Raw genomic sequence first — 12,550 nt, forward strand, 5'->3', positions numbered from 1 at the left:
CAGATACAGGCCGACCCGTTTGAGTTCATCGGGGTCCATCGTGCGGGCGGCCTCGGCCATCAACTGCTCACCCTGAGCCCACACTTCGAGGATGCCGCGGATCGTGCCGGGCAGATTCCTCAACGTGGCGTCGATGAGCCAGCGATACCTCAACGAGCCTGCGCGACAACACCTCACGGACCGCAACGACCTCTTCCGTATCAAGAGCCATGCCCTCGATACGGTTGATGAGATCTGCCACCCCCGATGCCATACAACAGTTCTATCAGCACCCACCGACAAGCCGTACCGTCCAACACTTTCGGGCCCGCTCGACGAACGGAAGGGCACGGTCAGCGGTCGTTACGGCACGCTCGGCGAAAAGGGCACGGTCAGCGGCGGTCGGACAAGAGGATCAGGAGGAGTTCGGCTCGGGTCCGGGCGTCGGTGAGGTCGACCCGGAGAAGGCGTTCGATGCGGTCGATCCGATGACGAAGTGTGTGCCGATGGACACCGATCGCCAGTGCCGCCGGTTCCCATTGGCCGTTGGCCTGCAGATAGGCCTGCAGGGTCGCAACGAGGTCGCTCCCCTGGTCCCGGTCGTGGTCGGCCAGTGGGCCCAGACGCGATACGCGGGCCCCGCTCAGCGCTTTTCGCACCGGCTCGAGCGCCAACAGCGACCGCTGGGCCAGCAAATCCACCACTTCACCCTCTGCCGCGACATCTGCGGCCAACCTGGCGTGCCGTGTTGATTCGGCTATTTCATCCACTGGCACAACCGAACCCAGCCCGCCACGACAACCCCTGGCCCCGACAACACCGAGGACGGATTCGGCAAACCGTCGCTGATCCTCCCCGCGCACCAGGACCACGATCTCCTGGCCCACGTGGTGCACAAACACCGGCCGCCACCGCGACTGCAGTTCGACGCCAACCGCCATCGCCGCCTGCTTCGCCGCCGCGACACTGACAAACGTGGCTGTCGCCACGCGCACCCGTCCCTCGCGATCGGCTGCACGCAGCACGATGTTGCGGGCCGCGGCCGGCGGTGGTCCCGCCATCGCCATCATCAGGGCATCGGCATGCAGCGACTGTTGATCACGTTGTACCTGAATCGGTTTGGCGTGTTCGAGGCTGAGCAGCGAGGACGCGTGCCCGAGCAGAACCCGTTCGAGATCACCGAGCGGCACCTCACTCAGAACCGCCAGGTAGCCGAACACGCTGCCGCCGACGCTGATCCGCTGGATCGTGACCGTGTGATCGCCGGTGATGGTGACACCGCTGGCAGCATTCGGATCACGGGTGATCTCGCCCCGCACCAACGCCAGATGGTCGGGATCAGGGTCAGCGGGGCGGGAACTCACAAGTGCCCCTTCATGATCGAGCAACAGCACGGTGGCATCGATCGCATCGGCCAGCTCCCGGACCACCGCGGGCATACCACCGGAGATGATCGCCCGGGTTATCCGGGGCTGCGTATGGGACGCACGGACGAACTGGTCGAACCGCTGCTCCGCGATCCGATCGAGAACCGCTCGTGCGATAGCCGAGAACGGCACCGGAAAGGGGACTTCCACCAACGCGATCCCGAACTCGTCTGCGGCATCGATCAGGTCGCGCGGCACGGCGTCGAACCCGAATCCCACCCCGAAGCCGACACCGGCGACGCCGATCCCTTGAAGGCCCTGCAGATAGTCGAACCGCTCAGCGCGAGTGGCCGGCAGCCGAAGGCCCGTCGTGAGCAGCAGTTCGCCGCCGGCCAGCCACTCTTGTGGCGACGGGAGTTCTGAGGTCAATGCGCAATTGATGTCGCGGTCGATTGCTTCGTGGCCCCCGACGAGCGTCAGATCGAGGTCGCGCAGGGTGAGCAACCACCTGACCGTTGTGCTCACTCTCGGCGACCTCCCGGTTTCTCCTCCGCCCGACAACGCCCCGACCTGTGACTACCTGGCTCCGATTGTACAGATTGTCCATCCGAGGGGCATGGTTTGGACATCTTGTCAGGATCGTGTCATCAACCCGGCAGCGAACACTGGAGTCCGTAGTAGTTTCCATCCGCCCGCAACCGAGAGCGACCTGGTGAAATGGCACACGAGACCCTGAAGAACTTCATCAACGGCGAGTTCGTCGCCTCTGCTTCGACCGAAACCATCAACCTCATCAACCCCACCGATGAGTCCGTGGTCGGGGTCTCGCCGATCTCGACCCAGTCCGACATCGACGCCGCGATGACCGCCGCAGCGGCTGCCTTCGAAACGTGGGGCAAGACAACACCCAAAGTCCGGCAGAAGGCACTCCTCGACCTCGCCGACGCCATCGAGGCGAACTCCGACGCACTCGTCGCGGCGCAGGCCCGCAACACCGGGCAGCCCGACGACCAGATCGCCGACGAAGAGGTCACGGTCGGCGCCGACCAGATCCGCTTCTTCGCCGGCGCCGCGCGCCTGCTCGAGGGCAAGTCGGCCGGCGAATACATGGACGGCTTCACCTCGTATGTCCGCCGCGAACCGGTGGGTGTCGTCGCACAGGTCACGCCGTGGAATTACCCGCTGATGATGGCGCTGTGGAAAGTGGGACCGGCGATCGCGGCCGGCAACACCGTGGTCATCAAACCGTCCGACACCACACCCGAATCGACCCTGGAGCTCGCGCGGATCTCGAAGGGCATCCTGCCCGACGGCGTCCTGAACGTGGTTCTCGGGAACGGTGCGACCGGAGCGGGGATCGTCGGGCACAAGACTCCGAGCATGGTCTCGATCACCGGATCCGTTCGGGCCGGCATCGCGGTGGCGGTCTCGGCAGCGCAGAACCTCAAGCGCGCCCACCTCGAACTCGGAGGCAAGGCCCCAGCCGTGGTCTTCGCCGACGCGGACCTCGACAAGGCCGTCGACGGGATCGGCGACGCATCGTTCTTCAATGCGGGCCAGGACTGCACCGCGGTGACCCGGATCCTGGTGCACTCATCGATCCACGACAAGTTCGTCGACGCCCTCATCAACAAGGCCAAGGACACCACAGTTCCCCCTCTCAACAACGTCAATCACTTCACCAAGGTCACGGGAATCCTCGATGCGGTACCCCCGCACGCCACCGTGGTGACCGGAGGAAAACGCAAGGGTGACAAGGGCTTCTACGTCGAGCCCACCGTCATCACCGGTGTGCACCAGACCGACTCGCTCGTCCAGGAGGAAACCTTCGGACCGGTGGTCACGGTGCAACCCTTCGACACCGAAGCGCAGGCACTCGAATTGTCCAACGATGTCGCCTACGGGCTGGCCTCCAGCATCTGGACCACCGACAACGCGACCGTGGGACGAATGAGCGCGGGTCTCGACTTCGGTTGTGTCTGGGTCAACTGCCATATCCCGCTGGTCGCGGAGATGCCGCACGGCGGGTTCAAGAACTCCGGCTACGGCAAGGATCTCTCGGGCTACGGCGTCGAAGACTACACCCGGATCAAGCACGTCATGAGTTCGGTGGAATGAGTATGACAACCGTGAATGCACAGTATCGCCTGCCCCAGCAGCGCAATCTGGTGACCGAGATACCCGGTCCGAAATCGACTGCACTGCAAGGGCGTCGGGCGATGGCTGTGGCCGGAGGAATCGGTTCGACGGTGCCGGTGTACGCCGCGGACGCCGACGGCGGCGTGATCGTAGACATCGACGGAAACTCCTTCATCGACTTCGGATCCGGGATCGCCGTGACCACGGTGGGGGCCAGCAACCCCGCGGTGGGCGACGCCGTCGCCGAACAGGCCCGGCACTTCACCCACACCTGCTTCATGATCACCCCCTACGAGGGGTACGTCGCAGTGGCCGAACGCCTCAACCACCTGACACCCGGTGACCACCAAAAGCGCACCGTGCTCTTCAATTCGGGCGCCGAGGCCGTCGAGAACGCCATCAAGGTGGCCCGCCTGGCAACGGGCCGAGACGCGGTGGTGGCGTTCGACCACGCCTACCACGGCCGCACCAACCTGACGATGGGGCTGACCGCCAAAACCATGCCCTACAAGTACGGATTCGGTCCTTTCGCGCCGGAGATCTACCGCGTACCGGCGTCCTATCCCTACCGCGACGGACTCAGCGGTCCAGAAGCAGCCGCCCTGGCGATATCGCAGATGGACAAGCAGATCGGGGCCGACCAGATCGCCGCGATCATCATCGAACCGGTGATGGGCGAGGGCGGATTCATCGTTCCGGCACCGGGTTTCCTGCCCGCGATCGCGAACTGGGCACGATCCAACGAGATCGTGTTCGTCGCCGATGAAGTCCAGAGCGGTTTCGCCCGAACCGGCGCGTGGTTTGCCAGCGAACACGAAGACCTCATCCCCGACCTGGTGGCGATGGCAAAAGGCATTGCCGGCGGAATGCCGTTGTCGGCGTTGACAGGTCGCGCCGACCTGCTCGACGCCGTCCACTCCGGCGGGCTGGGCGGAACGTATGGCGGCAATCCGGTGGCCTGTGCGGCGGCACTGGCGGCGTTCGATGTGATGGCAGAACTCGATCTACCCGGACGGGCCCGCGACATCGAGGTCATCGCCGGAGGGCGACTCCATGCGATGGCGGCGGTGACCGAGGAGGTCGGTGAAGTACGCGGGCGCGGTGCGATGTTGGCGATCGAGCTGGTGCACCGCGGCGGCAAGGATCCCAATCCGGAGCTCGCCCAGGCGTTGGTCACCGCATGCCTGGCCAGAGGCGTCGTGCTGCTGTCCTGCGGCACGTACGGCAACGTGATCCGGCTCCTGCCACCGCTGGTGATCAACGACGAACTGCTGCACGACGGACTCGATGTGCTCGAGGACGCACTGAACGAACTCACCAGCCGTTAGGAGCCGTGCGTGTCAACAGCATCGAAGACTCATCCGCTCGATCCGCTGCGCGAAGACGAGTTCCGGGCCGTTGCCGCTCTGCTGCAACGCGACCAGGGCGTCGGTGACGGCTGGAGATTTGCCTCGATCGAACTCCTCGAACCCGGCAAAGCCGCCCTCGCCGACCACGCTGCCGGCGGTCCGGCCCCCGCTCGCAAGGGCATCGTCACCTGCCTGGACAGCAACCGCAACGCCACCTACAAGGCGGTTGTCTCCCTGACCGACGACACCGTCGAGTCGTTCACCCACATCCCGGGGGTGCAACCCAACTTCACCGTCGATGAGTTCGAGGAATGCGATGAGGTCCTGCGCAAGCACCCCGATGTGATTGCGGCTCTGGCGGGTCGCGGCATCATCGACCTCGACCTGGTGTTCATGGACACCTGGACCTACGGCGACGCGGTGGCTCCGGAGAAGTACCGGGACCGCCGGATCGGTTGGTCCGACACCTGGGTCAAGAGCGAGGCCGGCGCCAACCCGTATGCACATCCGGTCAGCGGACTCCATTGCGTCATCGACCTGAACACCATGGAATTGCTCGAGATCGAGGACACCGGCAGTGTGGAACCGCCCGAGGTGATGGGCGAATATGTCCCCGCCCGGATCCCGGAACGTCTGCGCGCCAAGTCGACACGCGAGCCGCTGAAGCCCCTGGAGATCACGCAGCCCGAAGGCCCGTCGTTCACACTCCACGGCAATCTGCTCACGTGGCAGAACTGGTCGCTGCGAGTGGGTTTCAACCACCGCGAAGGCATGACGCTGCACGCCGTCACCTACAACGACTGCGGTCGGGTGCGGTCGGTGGCGCATCGGCTCTCGTTCGCGGAGATGATGGTCCCCTACCGGGATCCGTCCGAAGACCACTACCGCAGAACGGCATTCGACATCGGCGAGTGGGGTCTGGGTTTCATGACCACCTCGCTGGAACTCGGGTGCGACTGTCTCGGCGAGATCCGGTACCTCGACGCCGTCCTGCACAACAGCAAGGGTGAGCCCTACACCATCAAGAACGCGATCTGCATCCATGAAGAGGACAACGCCGTCCTGTGGAAGCACGTCGACCACGACGCGGGCGCGGAGGTCCGGCGGATGCGCCGGCTCACGGTCTCGTTCCACGTCACCGTGGCGAACTACGAGTATCTGGTCTACTGGCGCTTCTACCAGGACGGCAACATCGAATGTGAGGTCCGGGCCACCGGGATCATGGTGACCACACCGATCGCGGCGGGCGCAGCCCATCCCAACGGCACCCTCGTCGATGAACGGACCTACGCGCCGTATCACCAGCACTTCCTGACCGCGCGACTCGACCTCGACGTCGACGGCACCGAGAACACCGTGTACGCCAGCGAGACCGAGATCGAGCCGATGGGTCCGGGCAACCCCCACGGCCTCTCGCTCGTGCAGCGCAATACGCCGCTGCGCACGGAAGAGGAGGGCAAGCAGGACATGAACTGGGCGACGCAGCGCACCTGGAAGGTGGTGAACACCAACACCACCAACGGTTTGGGAACCCATCCGTCGTACAAACTCGTTCCCGGCGATGCCATCCCGGCCATGTTCGATCCGGCGTCCCCGATCTTCCAGCGCGCGCAGGTCATCGGGCATACCGTCTGGGTCACCCCCAACCATCCCGACGAGCGTTGGCCCGCAGGTGAATTCGTGAACCAGTCGGCCACCGACACCGGACTCGGCGAATGGACCAAGGCCAACCGCAGCATCGACAACACCGACGTGGTGCTGTGGTACACCTTCGGTGTCCACCACATCACCCGGCCCGAGGACTGGCCGATCATGCCCGCCGACACGGTGTCGTTCTGGCTCAAACCTTTTGGCTTCTTCGACCGCAACCCGTCACTGGATGTCGAACCCAGCCCCAACTCGCATTGTTCAACCGAATCCGCAGGAGGCCACTGCCATGACCGATAAGACCGCTGATCCGATCGCCGACCACCGCGACCTGCTGGCCACGGTGCCGGCCGGGCTGTGGATCAACGGCAAATCCGTGAACTCGTCCGACAACACCACGTTTTCCGTCGACGACCCTGCCACCGGCACCTCTCTGCTGCAGATTGCCGACGCGACGCCGCAGGACGCGAAAAACGCTCTGGAGAACGCCCTCTCGATCGCGGACGAATGGGCCCAAACCGCTCCACGGGTCCGCTCGGAGATCCTGCGGTCGACGTTCGAGTTGATCCGCGAGAACGCCGATGACATGGCGATGATCATGACGCTGGAGATGGGTAAGGCCCTCCCCGACTCCAAAGCCGAGATCAATTACGGCGGTGAGTTCTTGCGCTGGTTCGCCGAAGAGGCGGTTCGGATCGCCGGACGATTCACCCAGTCACCGGCCGGCACCGGAAACATCCTCGTGAAGCATGCCCCGGTCGGAGTCGCCCTGGCGATCACCCCGTGGAACTTCCCACTGGCCATGGGAACCCGCAAGATCGGCCCGGCCCTCGCCGCGGGCTGCACCATGCTGGTGAAGCCCGCGAAGGAAACCCCGCTCACGATGCTGTACCTCGCCAAACTGCTCAGCGAGGCGGGTCTGCCCGACGGCGTGCTCGCGGTCCTTCCCACCAGCAAGGCCACCGACGTCACCGAACCGCTGATCGCCGACCCTCGCGTCCGCAAGATCAGCTTCACCGGATCGACCCCGGTCGGCCGGACACTACTCGGAGATGCCGCGGAGAACGTCCAGCGCACCTCCATGGAACTCGGCGGCAACGCACCGTTCCTGGTCTTCGCGGACGCCGACATCGATCTCGCGGTCGAAGGCGCCTTCGCTGCCAAGACCCGCAACGGCGGCGAAGCCTGCACCGCCGCCAATCGCTTTCTGGTGCACGAAGATATCGCCGAGGAGTTCACCGCCGCGCTCACCGCGAAGATGAAGGCCATGGTGCTCGGCCCGGGCTACGACCCGAAGACAACACTCGGTCCGATGGTCAACAGCAAACAGCAGCAGTCGATCGCCGCCGCCGTGGCCGACGCGGTGGCTGCCGGAGCCAGGGTTCGACTGGGCGCCGATCCAGCCGACGACGCCGGCTGTTACTACCCGGCCACCGTGCTCGACCAGGTTCCCGCCGATGCCGAGATCGCCAAGAACGAGATCTTCGGGCCCGTCGCCGTGATCAGCACCTTCACCACAGAGGACGAGGCCATCAACGCCGCGAACTCCACCGAATTCGGCTTGGCCGCTTACCTTTACACCACCGACCTCGATCGGGCCCTGCGGGTGGCCGACAAAATCGAGTCCGGGATGGTCGGCGTCAACCGGGGTGTCATCTCCGATGTCGCCGCACCGTTCGGTGGCGTGAAACAGTCCGGGATCGGACGCGAAGGCGGCTCCGAGGGCATCTACGAGTACCTGACCACCAAGTACATCGCCCTGACCTAGGCCCGATGATGTGTCCTTCTGGCGGTGCCCACCTGCGCAAATGCTCGCCAGAAGGGCACATCATCGGGGGTGAGGAGAACTCATGAGCAGGTGGAGGATGCCCGCGGAAACCGCTGCGCAGGAACGGGTCTGGATGGCCTTCCCGGTCGAGGGTTATTCGCTTGGCGACACCGCGGAGGCCCGTGACCAGGCGCGCACCACCTGGGCCGCCGCCGCACATGCCATCGCGGAGTTCGAACCTGTCACGATGATCGTCGACCCCGGCGAGATCGGGCCCGCCCGCGACCACCTCTCGTCGGCGATCGAGATCGTCGAGGCTCCGCTCAACGACGCCTGGGCGCGCGACATCGGCCCGACCTTTGTCCTCGACGACAACGGCGCCCTCGGGGCGGTCGACTGGATCTTCAACGGCTGGGGCGCGGCGTCGTGGGCGCAATGGGACAAGGACCAGCACATCGGGAAGCTGATCGCCGAGCACTCCGGTGCCGAAGTGATCGATTCACCGATGATCAACGAGGGTGGTGGCATCCAGGTAGACGGCGCCGGATCCGTTCTGCTCACCGAGTCCGTGCAACTCGGGGACGGCCGCAACAGCACCTGGACCAAAGCGGAGGTGGAGGCCGAACTGGCCCGGACCATCGGCGCAGTCCGGCCGGTCTGGTTGCCCTACGGTCTGACCCGCGACAACAAGAAGTTCGGCACCCGTGGTCACGTCGACATCGTGGCCGCGTTGCCGTCGCCGGGTGTGGTGCTGGTGCACGACCAGCAGAACCCGGACCACCCCGACTTCGAGGTCAGCAAGCAGATCAAGGCCACGATCGCCGCCGCCGAACCCAACTGGGAGATCATCGGGGTGCCCGCTCCCACGGTGCTGACCGACGACGAAGGCCCCGTCGACTACAGCTACATCAACCACCTCGTTGTCAACGGCGGTGTCATCGCCTGCAGCTTCGGAGACCGCCACGACCAGCGGGCCGCCGACATTCTTGCCGAGGTCTACCCCGGGCGGACCGTCCGTAGCGTCGACGCCCGCCCTCTCTTCGAACGCGGCGGCGGGATCCACTGCATCACCCAGAATCAACCCGTCTCCCGATAATGGTGGGTTCGGGCGAGGCCGACCTGGGAGTTTGTTCACCAAGACCCACCACTTTCGGACAGATCGAACGTTGACGACGCCAAGTCAGCGGACGGACTGTCAGTTGCAGCAAAGCTCCCGCACAGGAGATTGTTGCGCAATGACATCGACGACTCCCCGCACCACTGATGAACCGGAGACTGCATCGGGCACCTACGGCGACAAGGTTCTCGCAGTGGAACCGGGTGGCAACGAGTTCATCCCACTCGATGCCCGCCACGGAAAGCCCCGCGGCCTGTTCTGGACCTGGACCGCACCCAACCTCGAGTTCGCGACGATCTTCCTGGGGATCCTGGCGGTGCTCTACTTCGGTCTGAGCTTCTGGCAGGCCATCGCCGCGATGGCCCTGGGCAACCTGCTCGGCGCCGCGGCCCACTTCGTGTTGTCGGCGCGGGGACCGCTGCACGGTGTTCCGCAAATGGTGCTCGGCCGGCTCGGATTCGGGTACCGCGGGAACATCGTGCCGGCCACTTTCATGGCGGTGATGTGCGGTATCGGCTGGTTCGCCACCAACAGTGTCAGCGGCGCTCTTGCCCTGAACACCCTGATAGGTGTGCCGTCGGTGATCGCGCTGCTCATCATCGTTCTGCTCCAGACGGGCTTCGCGTTCTTCGGCCACAACCTGGTCCAGAGCTTTGAGCGGGCCGCAGCGCCGGTCCTCGCGGTCATCTTCGTGATCGGTGGCATCTTCATCTTCAGCAAGGCCGATCTCGGGATGCCCTCCCTCGACGAGAGCGGGGGCTCGGTCGGCGGATTCCTGCTGACTGTCGGTGCGGCCTTCGGCTACACCGCGGGCTGGACGCCATACGCCGCCGACTTCACGCGCTACCTCCCGGTCAACGTCTCGAAAATCCAAACCGGACTGTTCGCTTCCGGCGGGCTGTTCATCTCCACCACCGCCCTGATGGCCATCGGTGCGGCATCGGTCACCATCGGGTTCGACGCCGACCTCAACTACACCGACGCGTTCACCTCGTCGATGCCGTCAGCCGTGGCCAACCTGACGTTGCTGGCGATCGCTGTCGGTGCCGTGGCCGCCAACGCGATCAACCTCTATTCGGGTGCCATGGCCTTTGTGACCATGGGATTCAAGTTCTCCGTCGGCATCCAGCGAGCTCTGGTCACCGCAGTGTTCGGTGTGGTCGGATTCCTGGTGGCGTGGTGGGCGCTGGCCGATGCGGCCGCGAACTACGAGACGTTCCTGCTGATCGTCGCCTACTGGATCGGACCGTGGCTGGGCATCATGTTCGCCGACCAGCTGTTGCGCCGCAACCGGCCGATCGCCGGATTCCTCTACAACACCGGCTATTCCAACTGGGGCGGGCTCGTGGCCTTCCTGGTCGCGCTGGTCACGTCGGTACTGCTGTTCGGCAACCAGGAACGATGGGTCGGCTACGTCGCCGAATCGGTACCCCAGTTGGGTGACATCGCCTTCTTCGTCGGCTTCGTGATCGCCTTCGGTGGCTACATCCTGTTGTGCAGCAAGAAGATCAGCAAGGACTACCAGAGCCTCTGATCAATCAGCACTGCGACTCAGGTCAGCACTGCGACGGCCCTGTGCGCGATACGCGCACAGGGCCATCAGCAATCCCGGATAGGTTTGTGGCGCGGTGAAATCGAATCCGATCAGCCCGCGGATGCGGTCCAGGCGCTGATAAAGACTCTGCCGCCCCAGATTCAACGCCGCCGCCGACCGCGTTGCACTGCAACCATGTCGGAGATGAGTTTCCAGCGTGTGCGTCAACTCGGAGCCGTGCTCGGTGTCCCAGGCGATCACCGGGCCGATCGCGGCGGCGGCCAACTCCGACCGCACCGCATCCGGCAGGGTCTCCACCGCCAGATCCGCGGCCAGTGCCCGCACCGAGGTCACCGCCTCCGAATGGTTGCCAGATCGCCGATCGGCCACCGCCAGCGACAATGCGTGACGAACCCGAACCAGTCCCGACGAGAGCTCGTGCGCATCGAGACGGCATGGATCCCCCACCACCACAGTCGCTTCCCCGGATCCACTCGCGTAGGCGTCCACGATCTCGGTGACGGCATCGCCATCGGGCCTCGACGGTGCGATGAGGGCATACGAGGTGGCGTGGACCTGGGCGTGCATCGATTGCGCCGAAATACGTTTGGCCGCAGATGCACTGAGCTGTGACGCCATCCGCGGTATCGGTACGTCCACCGCCACCGGCACGAGCCGCGCCGTCTTCGACGGCCGAAACCCGGCGGCCCCCAACCTCATCACCAGATCCGACCGGCGATCGATGCGGGCGTCGAGGAGATCGGAGACCAACGACGACGCAGCCCGATGCGGGAGACCGCCGAGTTCCCGCGACAACGAGAGCGTCACCCCCAGCGGTCCGGCCCCGACCTCGAGCATGCTCACCAGCGCTGCCGGGTCCAGCTGGGAGCCCGGCCCCGCCACCAAGGTTGCGACGAGTTCACCCCGCATCCCAACCGGCACCGCGGCCACCTGCGCGTCCACTGCCTGCCACGCCGAATGATCGTCGTCGACACCCTCGGCGGCCATCAATGCGTTACCGCTCCCGAGGAGTACCAGCGGGCAATCAACCGCGGCAGCAAGGCGTTTCAGAATCGACGGTGCACCGTTGCCGGCCGCCATCTCCGCGTGCAGCGCCGCACCCAGATCACTTCGTCGGCGCAACAGATCCACTTCGCCCGACACCAGATCGGTATTGGCCGAACGGCACAGATCGATGAACGGGACCACCGTGCGCAGCGCGATGAGAGGAAAGTGCACCGCCGAGGCCTCGCGCACCATCTCGTCGGGCATCTCGTCGAAGGTCCGGCCCATCTCGATGGCCACCCCGGCGACGTTGCGCTGCGCGAGTTCGCGAATGTAGTGCCTCCGGGTCCCGGCATCGACCCCGGCCAGCCCGAGGCCGGTGGTCAGCAACAGCTCGCCACCGGACAGCAGTGGCCCGATCTCGAAGATCTCACTCGAATGCACCCAGCGGACCTCGTTGTCGAGCCCGTCGTAGCCGCTCAGAACCTGCGGATCGGCCGACACGAGGTGTCGGTCGAGGACGTCGCGCAATGTCAGCACCATCGTGTCCCCTTTCGGAATCGACGTCTTTCGGAATCGGCGTCGGCGATCAGACGATTTGCACGTCCATCAGCAATGCTGCTGCGACACTATGTCAGTTGCCGA

General features: G+C 65.0%; 8 protein-coding genes. 6 read left to right on the plus strand and 2 right to left on the minus strand.

The genetic code is table 11. The features are described from left to right. Positions 1-371 precede the first annotated feature (371 nt). On the minus strand, positions 372-1,871 hold the full coding sequence (locus tag VIQ49_RS12195; RefSeq protein ID WP_331884856.1) for a PucR family transcriptional regulator: 1,500 nt from the start codon (positions 1,869-1,871) through the stop codon (positions 372-374). Positions 1,872-2,063: 192 nt separating this feature from the next. Here VIQ49_RS12195 and VIQ49_RS12200 point away from each other — a divergent pair, with 192 nt between their 5' ends. The 6 genes from VIQ49_RS12200 to VIQ49_RS12225 all read left to right on the plus strand — a co-directional run bounded on the left by VIQ49_RS12200 (position 2,064) and on the right by VIQ49_RS12225 (position 10,900). Continuing rightward, on the plus strand, positions 2,064-3,464 hold the full coding sequence (locus VIQ49_RS12200) for an aminobutyraldehyde dehydrogenase (RefSeq protein ID WP_331884858.1): 1,401 nt from the start codon (positions 2,064-2,066) through the stop codon (positions 3,462-3,464). A 2-nt stretch (positions 3,465-3,466) separates the two neighbouring features. Beyond that, positions 3,467-4,813 carry a 4-aminobutyrate--2-oxoglutarate transaminase gene (gabT, locus tag VIQ49_RS12205; RefSeq protein ID WP_331884860.1) on the plus strand — a complete coding sequence of 449 codons (1,347 nt, stop codon included), beginning with the start codon at positions 3,467-3,469 and terminating at the stop codon, positions 4,811-4,813. Between the two features lie 9 nt (positions 4,814-4,822). Beyond that, the gene (locus VIQ49_RS12210; RefSeq protein ID WP_331884862.1) at positions 4,823-6,781 is read left to right on the plus strand and encodes a primary-amine oxidase; all 1,959 of its coding nucleotides are present in this window, start codon (positions 4,823-4,825) and stop codon (positions 6,779-6,781) included. Further along, complete coding sequence (locus VIQ49_RS12215) at positions 6,771-8,249, plus strand: NAD-dependent succinate-semialdehyde dehydrogenase (protein ID WP_331884864.1); 1,479 nt, start codon at positions 6,771-6,773, stop codon at positions 8,247-8,249. The genes VIQ49_RS12210 and VIQ49_RS12215 overlap by 11 nt, the downstream gene beginning before the upstream one ends. 82 nt (positions 8,250-8,331) lie before the next feature. Next, on the plus strand, positions 8,332-9,345 hold the full coding sequence (locus VIQ49_RS12220) for an agmatine deiminase family protein (protein ID WP_331884866.1): 1,014 nt from the start codon (positions 8,332-8,334) through the stop codon (positions 9,343-9,345). 139 nt (positions 9,346-9,484) lie between these two features. Further along, positions 9,485-10,900, plus strand: coding sequence for a purine-cytosine permease family protein (locus VIQ49_RS12225; RefSeq protein WP_331884868.1), 1,416 nt, complete (start codon positions 9,485-9,487; stop codon positions 10,898-10,900). Here the strand turns inward: VIQ49_RS12225 and VIQ49_RS12230 are convergent, their stop codons facing one another. Continuing rightward, positions 10,901-12,448 (minus strand): PucR family transcriptional regulator, encoded by a 1,548-nt coding sequence (locus VIQ49_RS12230; RefSeq protein WP_331884870.1) that lies wholly within the window; start codon positions 12,446-12,448, stop codon positions 10,901-10,903. It abuts the gene before it with no gap. Positions 12,449-12,550 lie beyond the last annotated feature (102 nt).

Source organism: Williamsia sp., from assembly GCF_036566845.1.
Taxonomy (GTDB): Bacteria; Actinomycetota; Actinomycetes; order Mycobacteriales; family Mycobacteriaceae; genus Williamsia.